Annotated in this window: 17 protein-coding genes; 2 read left to right on the forward strand and 15 right to left on the reverse strand. The window is 71.9% G+C overall.

Annotated features, from left to right (window positions below; all coding sequences use genetic code 11):
• Positions 1-20 precede the first annotated feature (20 nt).
• Both groL and groES read right to left on the reverse strand, forming a co-directional pair.
• On the reverse strand, positions 21-1643 hold the full coding sequence (groL, locus tag ACZ7CD_RS00875; protein WP_360395804.1) for a chaperonin GroEL: 1623 nt from the start codon (positions 1641-1643) through the stop codon (positions 21-23).
• A gap of 82 nt (positions 1644-1725) precedes the next feature.
• Complete coding sequence (groES, locus tag ACZ7CD_RS00880) at positions 1726-2019, reverse strand: co-chaperone GroES (protein WP_030478362.1); 294 nt, start codon at positions 2017-2019, stop codon at positions 1726-1728.
• Between the two features lie 172 nt (positions 2020-2191).
• Here groES and ACZ7CD_RS00885 point away from each other — a divergent pair, with 172 nt between their 5' ends.
• Complete coding sequence (locus ACZ7CD_RS00885; protein ID WP_470378123.1) at positions 2192-3697, forward strand: alkaline phosphatase D family protein; 1506 nt, start codon at positions 2192-2194, stop codon at positions 3695-3697.
• On the opposite strand, the gene tsaD is transcribed toward ACZ7CD_RS00885, so the two are convergent.
• The 9 genes from tsaD to glmS all read right to left on the reverse strand — a co-directional run bounded on the left by tsaD (position 3698) and on the right by glmS (position 12486).
• Entirely contained in the window at positions 3698-4753 is a 1056-nt protein-coding gene (gene tsaD, locus ACZ7CD_RS00890; protein WP_470370037.1) for a tRNA (adenosine(37)-N6)-threonylcarbamoyltransferase complex transferase subunit TsaD, read from the reverse strand.
• Complete coding sequence (gene rimI / locus ACZ7CD_RS00895; RefSeq protein ID WP_360395798.1) at positions 4746-5204, reverse strand: ribosomal protein S18-alanine N-acetyltransferase; 459 nt, start codon at positions 5202-5204, stop codon at positions 4746-4748. The genes tsaD and rimI overlap by 8 nt, the downstream gene beginning before the upstream one ends.
• Entirely contained in the window at positions 5201-5881 is a 681-nt protein-coding gene (gene tsaB / locus ACZ7CD_RS00900) for a tRNA (adenosine(37)-N6)-threonylcarbamoyltransferase complex dimerization subunit type 1 TsaB (protein WP_360395797.1), read from the reverse strand. Before tsaB ends, rimI begins: the two co-directional genes overlap by 4 nt.
• A gap of 295 nt (positions 5882-6176) precedes the next feature.
• Positions 6177-6500 (reverse strand): hypothetical protein, encoded by a 324-nt coding sequence (locus tag ACZ7CD_RS00905; protein WP_470378124.1) that lies wholly within the window; start codon positions 6498-6500, stop codon positions 6177-6179.
• Positions 6501-6563: 63 nt separating this feature from the next.
• Positions 6564-7025, reverse strand: a complete 462-nt coding sequence (tsaE, locus tag ACZ7CD_RS00910) for a tRNA (adenosine(37)-N6)-threonylcarbamoyltransferase complex ATPase subunit type 1 TsaE (RefSeq protein ID WP_360395795.1) — start codon at positions 7023-7025, stop codon at positions 6564-6566.
• Positions 7022-8119 carry an alpha/beta fold hydrolase gene (locus ACZ7CD_RS00915; protein ID WP_360395793.1) on the reverse strand — a complete coding sequence of 366 codons (1098 nt, stop codon included), beginning with the start codon at positions 8117-8119 and terminating at the stop codon, positions 7022-7024. Before ACZ7CD_RS00915 ends, tsaE begins: the two co-directional genes overlap by 4 nt.
• Positions 8116-9201, reverse strand: coding sequence for an alanine racemase (alr, locus tag ACZ7CD_RS00920; RefSeq protein ID WP_360395791.1), 1086 nt, complete (start codon positions 9199-9201; stop codon positions 8116-8118). Before alr ends, ACZ7CD_RS00915 begins: the two co-directional genes overlap by 4 nt.
• A gap of 51 nt (positions 9202-9252) precedes the next feature.
• Complete coding sequence (locus tag ACZ7CD_RS00925; RefSeq protein WP_470378125.1) at positions 9253-10626, reverse strand: NAD(P)H-hydrate dehydratase; 1374 nt, start codon at positions 10624-10626, stop codon at positions 9253-9255.
• Positions 10627-12486 (reverse strand): glutamine--fructose-6-phosphate transaminase (isomerizing), encoded by a 1860-nt coding sequence (gene glmS, locus ACZ7CD_RS00930; protein ID WP_360395787.1) that lies wholly within the window; start codon positions 12484-12486, stop codon positions 10627-10629.
• Positions 12487-12619: 133 nt separating this feature from the next.
• On the opposite strand from glmS, the gene ACZ7CD_RS00935 reads away from it, so the two are divergent.
• Complete coding sequence (locus ACZ7CD_RS00935) at positions 12620-13450, forward strand: dienelactone hydrolase family protein (protein ID WP_470378126.1); 831 nt, start codon at positions 12620-12622, stop codon at positions 13448-13450.
• Positions 13451-13524: 74 nt separating this feature from the next.
• Here the strand turns inward: ACZ7CD_RS00935 and ACZ7CD_RS00940 are convergent, their stop codons facing one another.
• The 4 genes from ACZ7CD_RS00940 to ACZ7CD_RS00955 form a co-directional block, all read right to left on the reverse strand.
• Positions 13525-13950, reverse strand: coding sequence for a hypothetical protein (locus ACZ7CD_RS00940; RefSeq protein WP_470370036.1), 426 nt, complete (start codon positions 13948-13950; stop codon positions 13525-13527).
• Between the two features lie 3 nt (positions 13951-13953).
• Complete coding sequence (locus ACZ7CD_RS00945; RefSeq protein WP_470373114.1) at positions 13954-16626, reverse strand: hypothetical protein; 2673 nt, start codon at positions 16624-16626, stop codon at positions 13954-13956.
• Positions 16627-16632: 6 nt separating this feature from the next.
• Positions 16633-16926, reverse strand: a complete 294-nt coding sequence (locus tag ACZ7CD_RS00950; RefSeq protein WP_360395782.1) for a hypothetical protein — start codon at positions 16924-16926, stop codon at positions 16633-16635.
• Positions 16927-17070: 144 nt separating this feature from the next.
• Positions 17071-17358, reverse strand: coding sequence for a hypothetical protein (locus ACZ7CD_RS00955; RefSeq protein ID WP_360395781.1), 288 nt, complete (start codon positions 17356-17358; stop codon positions 17071-17073).
• Positions 17359-17380 lie beyond the last annotated feature (22 nt).

The following is a 17380-nucleotide window of genomic DNA, read 5'->3' on the forward strand; positions in this document are numbered from 1 at the left end:
ACGGAAGCGGGAGCGGCGACTCAGTGGCCGTGCCCGTGGCCGTGGCCGTGACCGGCAGCGGCCGGCTCCTCCGCCTTCTTCTCCACGATGGCGCTCTCGGTCGTGAGCACCATGCGGGCGATGGAGGCGGCGTTCGCCACGGCGGAGCGGGTGACCTTGACCGGGTCGATGATGCCCTGCTCCAGCAGGTCGCCGTACTCCAGCGAGGCGGCGTTGATGCCGAAGCCCCACTCGCCCTCGCGGACCTTGTTCACCACGACGGCACCTTCGAGGCCGGCGTTCGAGGCGATCCAGAACAGCGGCGCGGACAGGGCCTTCGCGACGAGCGCGACACCCGTGGCCTCGTCACCGGTCAGGCCGAGACCGCCGTCGAGCACCTTGGCGCCGTGCACGAGAGCGGAGCCACCGCCGGGGACGATGCCCTCCTCGACCGCGGCCTTGGTAGCGGCGACCGCGTCCTCGATGCGGTGCTTGCGCTCCTTCAGCTCGGTCTCGGTAGCGGCGCCGACCTTGATCACGGCGATGCCGCCGGAGAGCTTCGCGAGGCGCTCCTGGAGCTTCTCACGGTCCCAGTCGGAGTCCGTGGCCTCGATCTCGCGGCGCAGCTGCTCCGCGCGGCCGGCGATGTCGGCCTTGGTGCCGCCGCCGTCCACGATCGTGGTGTCGTCCTTGGTCACGACGACGCGGCGGGCGGAACCCAGCTGGTCGAGCGTGGTCTCGGACAGCTTCAGGCCGATCTCCGAGGAGATCACCTCGCCGCCGGTGACGACCGCGAGGTCGTCCAGGAACGCCTTGCGGCGGTCACCGAAGAACGGCGCCTTCACGGCGACGACCTTCAGGGTCTTGCGGACGGCGTTGACCACCAGGGTGGACAGGGCCTCGCCCTCGACGTCCTCGGCGATGATCAGCAGCGGCTTGCCGGACTCCGCGACCTTCTCGAGGATCGGGAGGACGTCGGCCAGCGCCGAGATCTTCTCGCGGTGCAGCAGGATGCGGACGTCCTCGTAGACGGCCTCCTGCGCTTCGAGGTCGGTCGAGAAGTGCGTCGACACGTAACCCTTGTCGAACTGCACGCCCTCGGTGATCGCGAGCTCGGTCGCCAGCGTCGAGGACTCCTCGACGGTGATGACGCCGTCCTCGCCGACCCGCTCGATGGCCTCGCCGAGCAGCGCGCCGATCGAGGTGTCCCGCGAGGAGACGGTGCCGACCTGGGCGATGTTGTCGCGGCCCTTGACCGGGGTGGCCTTGCCCTTGAGCGCGTCCACGACGGCGTCGGCGGCGGCCTGGATGCCACGGCCGAGCGCGGTCGGGTTCGCACCCGCGGCGATGTTGCGCAGGCCTTCCTTGACCAGCGCCTGCGCCAGCACGGTGGCGGTGGTGGTGCCGTCACCCGCGACGTCGTTGGTCTTGGTGGCGACCGACTTGGCGAGCTGCGCGCCGAGGTTCTCGAACGCGTCGTCCAGCTCGATCTCACGGGCGATGGTCACACCGTCGTTGGTGACCGTCGGGCCACCGAACTTCTTGTCGAGCACGACGTGGCGCCCGCGCGGGCCAAGGGTGACCTTGACGGTGTCCGCGAGCTTGTTGACGCCGCGCTCGAGTGCCCGACGAGCGTCCTCGTCGAAGCTGATCTGCTTGGGCATTGCCTAAAGCCTCTCTGGTAGCGAAACGCCCCGGAAGCCCCGGAGTGGGGCGCCGGGGCGTCAGGCATGACAGCCGAGCGTCTTAGTTGACGACGGCCAGCACGTCGCGGGCGGAGAGGATCAGGTACTCCTCGCCGTTGTACTTGACCTCGGTGCCGCCGTACTTCGAGTAGATGACGACGTCGCCGACAGCGACGTCCAGCGGGACGCGGTTGCCCTTGTCGTCGATGCGGCCGGGGCCCACCGCGAGGACCTTGCCCTCCTGGGGCTTCTCCTTCGCGGTGTCCGGGATCACGAGGCCGGAGGCAGTGGTCGTCTCGGCCTCGGAGGCCTGAACGACGATCTTGTCCTCGAGCGGCTTGATGTTCACGCTCACCGGGATGACCTCCACGGGTCGTTGGCAGGTTCGAATAAACGGCTCCTGCCACCCCGCCGTCGCGGGGGTCGGGGCGGTGCTGGTGCCGTGCAGTTGGCACTCTACCCATGAGAGTGCCAACGCTTCAACGAGGGTCCCGAACCGCTCACCCGGTGGGAGCCGTGTTCAGGCCATGGTCACGTTCTCGCGCCGCACGCTGCTGCTCTCCGGAGTGGCCGGCGTCACAGCGTTCTCGGTCGCGGGGTCCGCCCGCCGCTCCGACCCTTTCACACTGGGCGTGGCCTCGGGGGACCCGACACCCGACGGGGTGGTGCTGTGGACCCGGTTGGCCGTCGAACCGCTCGCGGAGGACGGCCTGGGAGGCATGCCGGCGCGTCCGGTGGAGGTCCGGTGGCAGGTCGCCGAGGACGAGCGGTTCACCCGAACCGTGCAGCACGGCTCCACCACGGCTCGACCGGAGCGGGCGCACAGCGTCCACGTGGAGCTCGCCGGGCTGGCGCCCGGCCGCGAGTACTTCTACCGCTTCAAGGCCCTCAACCACCTCTCCCGGACCGGCCGCACCCGCACGGCGCCCGCGCCCGGTTCCCTGCGGGTGCCGCTGACGATGGCCTTCGCCTCGTGCGCGCAGTACGAGCACGGCTACTTCACGGCGTACCGGCGGCTGGCCGAGGACGAACCCGACCTGGTCCTGCACCTCGGCGACTACACCTACGAGTACGAGGCGGGCGTCCACGTCGCCCCGAGCGGCAACGTCCGGCACGTCGAGGGCCCGACGACCACCACGCTCGCGGACTACCGGCGGCGGCAGGCGCAGTACAAGGCCGACCCGGACCTCCAGGCAGCGCACGCCGCGGCGCCGTGGAGCGTCGTCTGGGACGACCACGAGATCGACAACAACTGGGCGGGCCTGGTGCCGGACCGGCCGCAGCCGGACTTCCCCGCGCGCAGGGCCGCGGCCTTCCAGGCCTACTACGAGAACATGCCCCTGCGCAGGTCGCCGCGGCTGTACCGGCGGATCGGCTGGGGTGCGCTCGCCACGTTCCACCTGCTCGACACCCGCCAGTACCGGACCGACCAGGCCTGCGGGGACGGCCTGCAGCTCTGCCCGGAGCGGCTGGCGCCCGAGCGCACCATGCTCGGCGCCGAGCAGGAGGACTGGCTGTTCGCCGGGCTGCGGGGGTCGCGGGCGCGGTGGGACGTGCTCGGCCAGCAGGTGTTCTTCTCGCAGTACGACTACGTCCCCGGCGAGGTCGACGAGTTCCTGCTGGACGCCTGGGACGGTTACGCGGCCGACCGGGACCGGGTGGTGGCGCGGTTCGCGGACGTGCGGAACCCGGTCGTGCTGACCGGGGACGTGCACGCGGCGTGGGCCGCGGAGGTCAAACAGCGCTGGGACGACCCGTCGTCGCGGACCCTCGCGACCGAGCTGGTGACCACGTCGATCACGGCCGGCGGCGACGGGTCGGAGGAGTACGCCGAGACGCCGTCGTGGCTGCGCGAGAACCCGCACGTGAAGTACTTCAACAACCGCCGCGGCTACACGATCGCCAGGTTCACGCCCGAGGAGCTGCGCGCGGACTTCCGCGGCCTCGACCACGTGACGAGGCCCGGCTCCCCGGTCACCACCAGGGCGTCGTTCGCCGTGGAGGACCGCAGGCCGGGCCTGCACCGGCTGTGATCAGAGGATCTGGACCGAGTTGACCGGCAGGCCGGGGTTGGTCGAGAGGTCCATCGACGACGGCTTGGCGCCCGCCGCCACCAGGTGCGCGCCGAGAGCGGCGATCATCGCGCCGTTGTCGGTGCACAGCCGCGGCCTCGGCACGCGCAGCTCGATGCCCGCCTCCGCGCAGCGCTCGGCGGCCAGGCCGCTCAGCCGCGAGTTCGCCGCGACACCGCCGGAGATGACCAGCGTGTCGACGCCGAGGTCCTTGGCGGCGCGGATGGCCTTGGCGGTCAGCACGTCCGCGACGGCCTCCTGGAACGACGCGGCGACGTCGGCCAGCGGGATCTCCTCGCCGGCGCTCTCGGCGCGTTCGACCCAGCGGGCGACCGCGGTCTTCAGACCGGAGAACGAGAAGTCGTACTTCGCGTCGCGCGGACCGGTGAGACCGCGCGGGAACGCGATCGCGCAGCCGTTGCCCTGCTTGGCGAGCTTGTCGATGGGCGGGCCGCCGGGGTAGGGCAGGTCGAGCAGCCGCGCGACCTTGTCGTAGGCCTCGCCGGCGGCGTCGTCCACGGTGGAGCCGATCTCGGTGATCGAGCCGGCCAGGCCGCCCTCGACGAGCAGCAACTGCGAGTGGCCGCCGGAGACCAGCAGCGCGAGGCAGCGCTGTGGCAACGGGCCGTGCTGCAGCGTGTCCGCGGCGACGTGGCCGGCGAGGTGGTTCACCCCGTAGAGCGGCTTGCCGAGCGCGGCGGCGTAGGCCTTCGCGGCGGACACGCCGACCAGCAGCGCCCCGGCGAGACCGGGACCCGCGGTGACGGCGATCGAGTGGAGCTGGGAGAGCTCGACCCGCGCGGTGTCGAGCGCCCGGCGCAGGGTCGGCACCAGCGCTTCGAGGTGGGCGCGCGAGGCGACCTCCGGCACGACGCCGCCGAAGCGGGCGTGCTCCTCGACGCTGGAGGCGACCTCGTCGGCGAGCAGCTCGAGCGAGCCGTCCTGGCCGAGCCGGACGATGCCGAAGCCCGTCTCGTCGCAGGAGCTCTCGATGCCGAGAATGAGTCGGTCAGACACTTTTCGCGGGCCTTCCCATCGTGTACGCGTCGGCACCCGACGGCTGGTAGTAGCGGCGGCGCAAGCCGAGGTGCTCGAAGCCGTGCGCGAGGTAGAGGGCGATCGCGGGCTCGTTGTCCGTGCGGACCTCGAGGAACACCGGCACGTCGATCTCGTCGACGCGGGCGAGGAGGTCGCGCAGCAGCATCTTGCCGACGCCCCTGCCCTGCCAGGGCCGGGCGACGGCGATGGTGTGCACGCTCGCCTCGTACGCCGACGCGGCGAGCCCCGCGTACCCGATCAGCTCGCCGTCGCAGTACGCGCCCCGGTAGTAGTTGCCGCGGTCGAGCTCGCTGTGGAACGCGGTCTCGCTCCACGGGTCCTCGCCGGGGAACAGGTCCAGCTCGATCTCGTGGCACCGCGGCACGTCGGCGTGCTGCAACGGCCCGAGTGTGACGGTGCCGGTGGTCATGCCCTGGTCACCCGCTTGCGGCCGGTGGGCTCGACCGCGTCCGGGCGGCGCAGGTAGAGCGGGGTGAGCGCGGCGGGACGGGCCTTCGCGAGCACCTCGGCGGCCGCGGCGGCGACCAGCCCCTCCGGCGACGGGTGCTTCGCCTGGAGCAGCTCCAGGCCGAGGACGTCGGCGTAGAGCTCCGCACCCTCACCGGTCGCCTGGTGCACGCCCAGCGCGGGCAGCTTCTCCGCGAGGTCCTGCGGGCGCTCCACGTGCGGCCCGTCGGTGCGGCGACCGGCGGCGTCGTAGGCGGCCCAGTAGACCTCCCTGCGGCGCGCGTCCGTGGCGACCAGCAGCGGGTGCCCGCTGGCGGCGTCCTTGGCGATCGCGTCCGTGGTGGCCACCGGGTAGACCGGGCGGTTGAGCGCCTGCCCGAGCGCCGCGGCGGTGGCGAGACCGACCCGCAGCCCGGTGAACGGGCCGGGACCCGCGCCGACGACGATCGCGTCCAGGTCGGAGTACGCCTTGCCGGCCTCGTCGAGCGCGGCGGAGATGTGGGGGGTGAGCAGCTCGCCGTGCGCCTTGGCGTTGAGCGTCACCCGCTTCGCGAGCAGGCGCGGCGGGGAGTCGGGCGCGAGCTCGACCACACCGGCGGTGACTGCGGGGGTGGCCGTGTCGACGGCGAGCACTAGCACGATTGTCCAGGGTAGTACGAGGTCGTGTCGGTCATCCGGTTGCCTCTTCCGGTCAACCGCCGGAGGCGATTCGGCCGGAAGCGGCGGCCGGGTGGCCGACTTCTCGACGACCTCGTCGCCGTCTGCGGAGCAGCGGCAATCGAACACGTGTGGCCGCCCACAGTTCCCATGCGTCCTCAAGGTGCCGGCAGCGCCCTCACAGACGCGGCGCAACAAGACGGCGAGCTGTCCTGAGGGGACGGACGGCGGGATGGCCGGCGGGCTCGGTCCGGCCATCCCGCCGAGCTGGTGGCGCTCAGCCGGTGGAGCAGGCCGACGAGTGGTCGATCGTGAAGATCTCCAGCGGGCCGTTCCACCGCCACGGCGCGGCGCAGGCGTCGTCCAGGACGCTGACGGCGTCGTCACCGGCGGTGCGGACGTCGATGCACGTGGCGTAGCCGGGTGCGTGGCCCTCGTGCAGCAGCGCGGCCGGGCCGTTCCACAGCCACGGGGCTGCGCAGAAGTTGTCCGCCACGCGGATGCCGCCGGCGCGGCTGTGCTCACCGGCGGAGGCGGGCGCTCCCGCGGCGAGGAGGGCACCGCCGACGACGGCGGTCGCGAGGAGCGACTTGTTGATCATGGTAGGTCCATCGGCGCCGGCCGTTCCGCCCTTGACGGGTGTCACCCCATCCGCTGGACGGCGTCACACCGGGAGGGGACGACCCGTCCACCCGCCGTGCGGGACGAGCTGCGCCGTGCGAACGTCGTCGGTTCCGCGTTCGAGGCGGATCAGCAGGTGGTCCTCGCTCAGCCGTTCCGCGAGGCCCTCGCCCCACTCGACGGCGACCACGGCGTCGACCAGGTCGGTGTCCAGGTCGAGGTCGTCCAGCTCGTCCAGGTGGCCACCGAGCCGGTACGCGTCGACGTGCACCAGCCGCACGCCCCTGCCGCCCTCGGCGGGCTCGTGGACGCGGGCCACGACGAACGTCGGCGACGACACCCGGCCCTGCACGCCGAGGCCGCGGGCCAGACCGCGCACGAGCGCCGTCTTCCCCGCTCCCAGCGGGCCGGCCAGCAGCAGCAGGTCGCCCGCGCGGACGAGCTCGCCCAGCCTGCGGCCGAACTCCTCGGTGTCGGTCACCAGGGGCAGTTCGACGGTCTTCACGCTCGACGCCACCACTTCTCCTGATTTCCTCCGCGGTCGGCCGCGCACCGCTCGATCAGCGCGACCAGGTGGTCGTTGACCAGGTCAGCCTGCTCCATCATCACCATGTGCCCGGCACCGGGGGCACGGACGAGCGTGGCGTGCGGCATCTCCTCGGCCATCCGCTCTGCGTGCGAGAACGGCGTGAGCTTGTCCGCGTCCCCGCTCAGGATCAGCACCTCGCAGTGCCGCAGACCGGCCAGCGCCTTGTAGCGGTCATGCGTGCCGAGGGTCTCCAGGAACTCGGTGAGCACCTTCACCGTGGTCCCGCCGATCATCTGGTCCATCAGGTCCACGAGCGACGGCGCCACCTTGCGGTCGCCGAACGCCAGCGTGCGGATGCCGCTCCAGGTCAGGCTCTTCGCGCTCTTGCGCACCCACTCGACGAGGCCCGGCTGCACGCCGGCGAGCCGGCCGACGCCGAGCGTCACCGGGTTGTAGCGCGACAGCACGGACTTCGGCAGGCCCGCGCCGCCGACGGCACCGGCGGCCGTGCCGATCAACGCGACGCCGCGGACCCGTTCCTCGAAGAGCTCAGGGTGCTTCTCGGCCAGCGCCATGATCGTCATGCCGCCCATGGAGTGGCCGACGAGCACCAGCGGCCCGTCCGGCACGACCGCGCGGACCACCGCGTCGAGGTCGAGCGCGAGCTGGTCGATCGTGCTGCCCTCCGCCGACGACCGGCCGGACCGGCCGTGGCTGCGCTGGTCGTAGAGCACCTGGTGCACGCGCGGGTCCAGCAGTTCGGCGAGGTCACGGCGCTGGAAGTGGAAGCAGCGGCGGTCGAGCGCGAAACCGTGCACGAGCACGACGGCGATGTCCGGTTCGCCCCCGTCTGCGGGGTCGACCTCCTCGACGGAGAGCGGCACGCCGTCGTCGGCGGCGACCGTCGACTCGCGGTCGGGCCGCAGCAGGCCCAGCTGTTCGTCGGCGAGGCCGTCGGACGCGGTCTTGCGCTCGTGCGACACCTTCGCGGTCTGCGCGACGGCGGCACCGGCGACGGCGGCACCGAGCGCGCCACCGACCCAGCCGACGACCTTCCACACCGGTCTCACGTGTAGATCCTCCGCACCCGCGGCCGGTACATCCCGCAGACGATCTCGTAGTCGATCGTCCCGGTCAGCTCCGCCCACTCCCTCGCCGTCGGCTCGCCTCGGCTCCCGTCGCCGAACAGGACGACCTCGGCGCCCTCGCGCACCTCGTCGTCCCCGCAGCTCACCACGACCTGGTCCATGCAGACCCGGCCGACCACCGGGCGGCGCTTCCCGTCCAGGAGCACCTCCATCCGGCCGGAGAGCGCCCTCGGGACACCGTCCGCGTACCCCGCGGGCACCAGTGCCAGCGTCGTGTCCTCCCGCGCGGTCCACGTCATCCCGTAGGAGACCGACTCACCGGCGGGGATGCGTTTCGTGAGCGCCACGTGCGAGCGGTAGCTCATGACCGGCCGCAGGTCGTGGTCGGTCGGCACCGGGTTCAGGCCGTAGATCGCGATGCCGGGCCGGACCAGGTCGAAGTGCAGGTCGGGCCGGGTCAGCAGGGCCGCGGAGTTCGCGATGTGCCGCAGCGGGTCGAGGCCGTGCGCCCGCGCCACCTCGTAGGCGTCGTCGAACCGCTTGGCCTGCAGGTCGATGGACGGGTCGCCGATCTCGTCGGCGGAGGCGAGGTGCGACCAGACGGCGACCACGTCGTGGTGGCGGGCGGCCTGGACCAGCTCCGGCCAGTCGCGCGGCTGGCAGCCGTTGCGGCTCAGGCCGGTGTCGATCTTGAGGTGGAGCCGCGGCCGGGCGTCGGCCTCCTCGGCGGCCTGCTCGACCCGGCGCAGGTCGGACAGGGAGGCGACGGACAGGTCGACGTCGGCGGCGATGCCCGCGGCCAGGTCCTCGTCCGGTGCGTCCAGCCAGGCGAGGATGGGTGCCTGGATGCCGGCGCTGCGCAACGCGAGGGCTTCCTGCGTGGAGCACGAACCGAGCCAGGTCGCGCCCGCTTCGAGCGCGGCCCTGGCGACCTCCACCGCGCCGTGCCCGTACCCGTCGGCCTTCACGACGGCCATGGTCTGGGCGGCAGGGGCGAGGCCGGCGAGCAGCGCGACGTTGTGCCGCAGCGCGCCGAGGTCGACGACTACTTCTGAACGGGCCATAACCCGGTCATCGTTCCACAAGAGCGCAGCTCATCAGGTGTGAGCGAGCGCTCAGAGGCTCCTGATCGCCGCCGTGATCCCGGTCATCAGCCCGGACGCGGGCACCGGTGCGCCGTCCGCGGCCAGCTCCGCCGCCAGAACGTGCACGTGGGCGGCGTACCCCGCGGCCAGGAACGGGTCGAGACCGGCGGCCAGCAACGCCCCGATGATCCCGGACAGCACGTCACCCGATCCGGCGGTCGCCGGCCAGGACGAGGTCGCGGAGTTGACCAGCGCCCGGCCGTCCGGGGCGGCCACGACGGTCCGGTGGCCCTTCAGCAGCACCACGGCGTTGAAGCGCTGGGCGGCCTTGCGCGCGGCCGCCACCCGGTCGCCGCCGACCGGGCCCGCCAGGCGTTCGAACTCGCGGTCGTGCGGGGTCAGCACCAGTTCCGAGTCCGGGTCGCGGGCGTCCCACAGCTGCGGCTGCTGCGCCAGCAGCGTGATGGCGTCGGCGTCGGCGACCACCGGGACGTTCGCGTCCAGCACGAACCTCAGCACCTCGGCGGACGAGCTGCCCGTGCCCATGCCGGGGCCGACGACCCAGGCCTGCACGCGGCCCGCGTCGGTGATCGAGCCGGTGCAGATGGTCTCCGGCCAGCGGGCGCGGATCGCGTCGGCGGCGGGACCGGCGTAGCGGACCATGCCCGACGTCGCGAGCACGGCGGCACCGGTGGCGAGCACCGCGGCACCGGGGTAGGTCGAGCTGCCGGCGGCGACGCCCGTGACGCCCTGGGTGTACTTGTCGTCGGACGGGCCCGGCAGCGGCCAGGCGATGTCCGCGCGGTCCAGCAGCACGAAGTCCGGGTCCCGCGGGCGCAGGCCGATGTCGACCAGGTGCACCTCGCCGCAGTCGGCCAGCGCGTGGACCGGCTTGAGGCAGCCGAACGTGACCGTGGTGTGGGCCTTTACGTGCGGACCGGAGGTCTCACCGGTGTCCGGGTCGATGCCGGAGGGCAGGTCCACGGCGAGGACCGGGGCCGTGACGCCCTCGACGAGCTCGGCCGCTTCCGGGCGCAACGGGCCGCGGGCGGACAGGCCGACGATGCCGTCGATCACCAGGTCGGGGGTGCCGACCTCCTCGACGACCCGGCCGCCTGCCCCGCGGAACGCGGCGAGGCCTTCCGCGTGCGCCTTGCCGGGGGTGAGCAGGACCGCGGACACCGCGACCCCGCGGCGGCGCAGGAAGTACCCGGCCCACAGGGCGTCGCCGCCGTTGTTGCCCGCGCCGACGAGCAGCGTGACGCGGCGGCGGCCCCGCAGGAGCCGGAGGGCGTGGGTGGCCACACCGAACGCGGCCTTGCGCATCAGCGAGCCCGGCGGGACGACCGCCATGAGCTCCTCTTCAGCGGACTTGACGCGTTCGGTGTGCCAGACGCCTCTCACCTATTCGACGGTAACGGACTTCGCGAGGTTGCGAGGCTTGTCGACGTCGTAGCCGCGGGCGGTCGCGATCTCGGCCGCCAGCACCTGCAGCGGGATGGTCGAGATGAGCGGCTGCAGCAGCGTCGGGACGGCCGGGATCTCGATCAGGTGGTCCGCGAACGGGCGCACCGTCTCGTCACCCTCCTCGGCGATCACGATCGTGCGGGCGCCGCGGGCCTGGATCTCGCTGATGTTGGACACCAGCTTCGAGTGCAGGACGGCACGGCCCTTCGGCGACGGCATGACCACGACGACCGGGAGGTCCTCCTCGATCAGCGCGATCGGGCCGTGCTTGAGCTCACCGGCCGCGAAGCCCTCGGCGTGCATGTAGGCGAGCTCCTTGAGCTTGAGCGCGCCCTCCAGCGCCACCGGGTAGCCGACGTGGCGGCCGAGGAACAGCACCGCCTTCGAGTCGGCGAGCTCCCGGCCCAGCGCCTTGACCTGGTCGATGGTGCCGAGCACCCGCTGCACGGCCTGGGGCATGGCCTCCAGCTCGTGGAACTCGCGGGCCACCTCGTCCGGGTACTTGGTGCCGCGGGCCTGCGCGAGGGCCAGGCCGACCAGGTAGTTCGCCGCGATCTGGGCGAGGAACGCCTTGGTCGACGCGACACCGATCTCGGGGCCGGCGTGCGTGTAGAGCACGGCGTCGGACTCGCGCGGGATCTGCGCGCCGTTGGTGTTGCAGACCGCGAGGACGCGGGCCTTCTGCGCGCGGGCGTGGCGGACGGCTTCGAGGGTGTCCGCGGTCTCACCGGACTGCGACACGGCGACGACGAGCGTGTCGCGGTCGAGCACCGGGTCGCGGTAGCGGAACTCGGAGGCCAGCTCGACCTCGACGGGCAGCCGCGTCCAGTGCTCGATCGCGTACTTCGCGACCAGACCGGAGTGGTAGGCGCTGCCGCAGGCGACGACGAAGACCTTGTCGACGTCGCGCAGGTCCTGGTCGGACAGCCGCTGCTCGTCGAGCACGATCCGGCCGTTCGCGAAGTGGCCGCGCAGCGTGTTCGCCAGCGCCTCCGGCTGCTCCTCGATCTCCTTGAGCATGAAGTACTCGTGGCCGCCCTTCTCGGCGGCGCTGAGGTCCCAGTTGACCGTGAACGGCTTGGCCTCGGCCGGCGCGCCGTCGAAGTCGGTGACCTCGTAGCCGTCGCGGGTGAGCACGACCATCTGGTCCTGCCCCAGCTCGACGGCCTCCTTGGTGTGCGCGATGAACGCGGCGACGTCGCTCGCGACGAAGTACTCGTTCTCGCCGACGCCGACGACCAGCGGCGAGTTGCGGCGCGCGGCGACGACCGTGTCGGGCTCGTCGGCGTGCGTGAAGACGAGCGTGAACGCGCCCTCCAGGCGGCTCACGACCTTGCGCACGCTGGCGGGCAGGTCGCCCTTCGTGTCACCGTCGCCGTACGCGATGGCCACGAGGTGCGCGACCGTCTCGGTGTCGGTGTCGGACGCCATCTCGATGCCGAGCCCTTCGAGCTCGCCGCGCAGCGCGAGGAAGTTCTCGATGATGCCGTTGTGCACCACGGCGACCCGGTTCGCCGAGTCGCGGTGCGGGTGCGAGTTGCGGTCGATCGGCGCGCCGTGCGTCGCCCACCGCGTGTGTCCCATGCCGACGGTGCCCGCGAACCCGTCGCGACCCACCTCGTCGAGCCTCGCCTCCAGGTTCTGCAGCCGCCCGGCCTTGCGCTCGACGGCGAGCTCACCGTCCGCGACGACCGCGACACCGGCCGAGTCGTAACCCCGGTACTCGAGCCGCCTCAGCCCGTCCAGCACCACGTCGAGCGCCGACTGGTGACCCACGTATCCCACGATTCCGCACACGGAAGACAGGGTAGCTAGACCACGGCGCCAACCCTAAAGGGCGAGGGCGGTGAATCAGCGCAGGTCAGGGCCAGCTTTGGTGTAGACCAATCTTGGATGTGGCGACGGCGACACCATCGACTACGGTTCAGCCATGGCTCGCCGCGTGATCACGCTGACCGCGAAACAGGCTCTCGAGCAGCTCAGCCGCCCCGGTCCTCACCCAGTGCTGCGCGGCGACCTGGCCCTCGTCGGCCTGCCCGGCGTCGTGTTCACCCCGGCCACCGGCCTCGGCCTGCCCGCGGTCGCCTTCGGGCACGGCTGGATGCAGCCGGTTCGCCGCTACCACGGCCTTTTGCGCCACCTCGCCTCGTGGGGCGTGGTCGCCGCGGCACCGGCCGTGGAACGCGGCCCGCTGCTCTCCGCACGCGTGCTGTCGGCGAACCTGCTGACCACTTTGGACATCTGCACCGGCGTCCGCCTGGGCACCGGCGACATCAGCGTCGACCCCGCCCGCTTGGCCCTTGCCGGCCACTCGATGGGCGGCGGCGCGGCCGTGCTGGCGGCCTCCTCGTCCCCGAAGGTGCGAGCTGTTGTGACTTTGGCCGCAACGGAGACCCGCCCCTCGGCACTGGACGCGGCCCGCTCGGTGTCGGCCCCCGGCCTGCACCTCGCCGCGGGCGAGGACCGCATCGCCCCGCCCGTCGGCCACTCCGAGGCCATCGCGTCCGCCTGGGGCGGCCCGGTGCAGCTGCGGCTGCTGCCCAAGGCCTCGCACCTCGGGTTCACCGAGGGGCGGCACTGGAGCGAGCTCATGCTCGACGGGCGCGGTGAGCGCGGCGCCCAGAAGATCGGGCGGGCGTTCGTGGCGGCGTTCCTGCTGCGGGTGCTGCTGGGTGAGCGGGCGTACGACTCGTTGCTGGACGAGGACTCGAAGGGCGCGGAGCTGGTGTTGCAGCGAGAAGGGCTGCGCAAGCCGGCCTGACGCGCGGGGGCCGTCAACGCGAACACCCCGGCCTGCTCCGCATCGCGGAACGAACCGGGGTGCAAGCCGGTGACTCAGCTGAGCCAGGTCTGACCGCTCAAATCGTCGTCGTCATCCGCCACCGGAGCCGGCCGACGGCTGCGCGCCGGCGGAACCGGAGGCGGTGGCGGTGGCGGCGTGAACTGGGGTTGTTGCGGGGGTGGGGCGTAGCTGCCGTCGTCGTCCTCGGGGCCGAAGGCCAGTTCGCCCGCGGAGCGGTCGCGCTGTTCCCACTGGGGTTTGCGCTGGGGTTTGTCGCCCTGCTTGGCGATGTTCTCCGCGGCCTCGTTGGCCGCGGCGAGGTCGCGCTGGTGCTTGTCCTCGCGGGCCTTCGCCTCGGCGGCCAGGCGGGCCTGGTCGGCTTTGAGGTCCGCCGTGATCTCGGTGTTGGCGCGGCGGGAGCGGGCGATGTTCTCGTCGAACAGCGCCTGGATCTTGGGGTCCACTTGCCCGGTCGACATGGGTCAGCGGCCTCCTCGGTCGTCACCCAGGACGGTGTGCACGGCGCTCAGCGGGTTGTTGTTGTCGCGGTCGTCGTCGAACAGGGTGCCGGTGGTGCGCCACTGGCTGGCGCCCCTTTCGGTGTCGCCGCCCTGCTGGCCGCCCGCGCCTCCGCCTGCCATGCCGCCGCCCATCATCCCGCCGCCCATCATCCCGCCGGCCGCGGCGCCCGAGGGGGCCTGGGCACCGTCCTGCATGGACGGGAGGTTCGCGGAACCGGGCTGGCCGGCCTCGGAGGTGTTCGTGGTGAAGCCGGTGCCGTTGTCGCCGGTGGACGGGGTGTTCCAGGCGCTGTCCATGGAGGAGCCGCCGAGAACGGACTCGCTGCCGCTGGAGCCGCCGCCGGTGAACGAGACGCCCGAGGTCGAGGTGCTGTCGGAGGCCTGCGCGGTGGCGAACTGCGGGCCGTCCGCCGGCATCCTCGGCTCGCCCAGGCCCGGCATGAAACCGTTGTCCTGGACGTAGTTGCGGCCCACCGCCTCCTGGAAGCCCGGGGCGTCCTGACCGGGCGGGCTCCACACCTGCTCGGCCGCGGGGGCGGGCATCGGCTGGAAGTCCGCCTGGGCCGGCATCGTCTGGAACTCGCCCTCGACCGGACGCGGGAAGTCCTGCTCAGGGATCTGCACCGGCTCGTCGAGGCGCAGGTCGTCCACCGCACCGCCACCGGAGCCACCGGCCGCTGCCGGGTTCTCGTCCTCGCCGAACGCCACGCCGATCTGGTCGGGCGTGCCGTCGCCGTTGTCCGCGGTCAGGTTGATCTCGCCGGTGTCCGGGTTCACCTCGGCGGTGAAGCTCACGCCGTCCTGCTCGATGTGGATCTTGCCGTCGGCGCCCACCTCGACCGGGATCGGGTTCGACTCCGAACCGAGGGGACCCGTGCCGGGCGCGCCACCGCCGCCGGGTGCGGGCGTCGCACCGGTCGTGGGCGTGCCGGTGGCCTGGCCGCCGGTGACCTGGCCGCCGGTGACCTGGTTCGCCAGCGCCGTCACGGCCTGGGCGCCGTTCTGGCCCATGAGCGCCTTGGCGGCCTCCGGGTTCTTGCTGAAGTCCAGGTCGTAGGTCTTCGGCTCGCCCTTCGGCGTGTCGATCGTCATCTTCACGTGCCCGTTCGAGTCGGGCTCCGTGATCTTGATCGTGTTGTCGCCCGCCTTGACCGTGACGCTCTCGAGCTCTTCCTCGGGCTTCGGCTGGTCGTCCGGCTTGCCGTCGCCGTCGAGGTCGTCGGGCTTGCCGTCGCCGTCGGTGTCGCCGGGGACGTCGGGCTTGCCGTCGCCGTCCTTGTCGAGCGGGTTCTCCGGCTTGGGGATCTCGGGCGTACCGCCGCCACCACCGCCGGGCGTGCCACCGCCGCCGCCACCGGTCGAACCACCGGGCGTGCCGCCGCCACCACCGCCGTCGGTGCCGGGCACCTGCTTGCGGCCGCCGCCGTCCTCGCTGAACGCGGGCGGGTCACCGATCTTCGCGAACGGGCTCTCCGCGGGGATCGCCGCGTTGAGCGCGGTGAACATCGTGTCGTAGTCGCTCTGCACACCGGCCTGCACCGTCTGGCAGTAGCCGTCGAACGCCTTCTTCTTGGCGTCGAACTCCTGGCAGAGCGCCCGCAGCTTGTCCTTGGCCGCGTTGATGATGCCCTCGCGGGTGTTGCTGATCCAGCTGCCCCAGCCCAGGCCGGCGAGCATGCCGAGCGGTCCGCCGCAGATCGCGCCGGTGACGGCGCCGAAGAGCGGGCCGGGCACGCCGTGCAGCCAGTCGAGGACACCGCCGTCGTTCTCGAAGAGGTCGCCGTTCGCGTGCCGGATCGCGGTCTCGGCCTCCTCGACCGTCAGACCGCCGCACTTCTCCGAGTACTGGTCGTGGATCTGCTGCGCGAACTCCTTGACGTGCTTCTGCATGTTCGTCACGCCGGCGGTGATCGCACCGGGGGCCTGGCCGGTCTGCTGGACGAGCGTCTTGGAGGAGCCGGCGAACTTGTCGTGGTAGCCGCGCGCCGCCTCGGCGGCCTGGCCCTCCCACGAGCCCAGCCCGTTCCACGCGCTGCCGAGCGCGTTGTCGTGGGTCTGGAGCTTCCCGACGGCTTCCTGGAGCTTCACCGAGTCCTCGCGGAACTTGGCGAACTCGATGTCGCGAACCTCGTCGTACCTGCGGTAGATGTCACCTTCGAGGTTCGGCGCTGCGCCCTGGTGACCGCACGCGGGAGCGGCCTTCTGGTAGACCGGGATGAACTTCTCGAAGAACCGCAGACCGGGTGCGCCGGCGTCGAGCAGCGTGTTGCTGCTCGGGACGTCACCCTGCTCGTTCAGGACCTTCTGGGTGGCGCCGAGCTCGCGCTCCTCCTTGGCCTTGGCGACGAGCTTGTCGGCCTCGCCGCCCTTCTTCTCCCACTGGGAGCGGTTGATCTCCTTGGCACCGACGAAGACGGTGCTGAGACCGGCCGTGGGCGCGGCGAGCGCGGCACCGAGGATGTGGCTGCCGAGGCCGGGGTCGCTGGGGACGTCGACGCCGTTCGCCTTGGCGTACCGCTCGACCTCCTCCTCCGGCGCGCCGGCACCGGCGAGCGCGGGGACGAGTGCCTTCTTGGTCTCCGGCGTGACGTTGGGGTCGTCGAGGAGCTTCTTGATCTCGTTCTGGTCGGCCACGACGCACTACCCCTTGAACTGCTGCGAAGTCTGGGACTCGTTCGACTCGTACGACTTCGCCACGTCCTTCAGCCGGGTGGCGATGTTGTTGGCCTCCTTGCCGAAGGTGTCGCAGCTGACACCCAGCCGGTCGAAGAAGCCCTTGTAGGTGGCGTGGACGGCCTGGAACTTGCGCCCGACCTGGCCGGCCCCCACGACCGGGACGATCGTCGGCTTCATCGAGATCAGTTGTGACCCCTCGGCCTCGTAGGTCCCCGCGGTCTTCGTGAGATCGCCGGACTGTACGCCGAAACCAGCCATTCCTCGCCTCCCCTAGTCCCCGATCTGACGCAGTTCGGCCTCATCGGGTTCCGCCATACAGTGCCAGCTCCGCTCACACGCCGACCGGAGCTCCGCGATGTCGGTTGCCTTAGTAAACAGCCATTCGGCGCATTTCGCCGACGATCACCACTGGGTGGGCGGCTGCTGGCCGGGTGGCGGTCCCTGCTGCGGGTACTGGCCCTGCTGCGGGTAAGGGTGCTGGCCGGGCTGGGGGTACTGGCCGGGCTGGGGGTGCTGGTGGCCAGGCTGCGGATACCCCTGAGGCGGGTACTGCCCGTGGTGCTGCTGCGGGAAGCCCTGAGGCGGGTACGGGGGCGGTGTCTTCTTCTTCGACGCCGAGACCACGGCGACCACCACCGCGGCCACTCCTCCCAGCAGCACCAGGAGGATCAACAGCATCATCACGCTCATGACCGGCCAGCCCCCGTCGCAC

The sequence above is a fragment of the Lentzea sp. NPDC036949 genome (assembly GCF_055608075.1).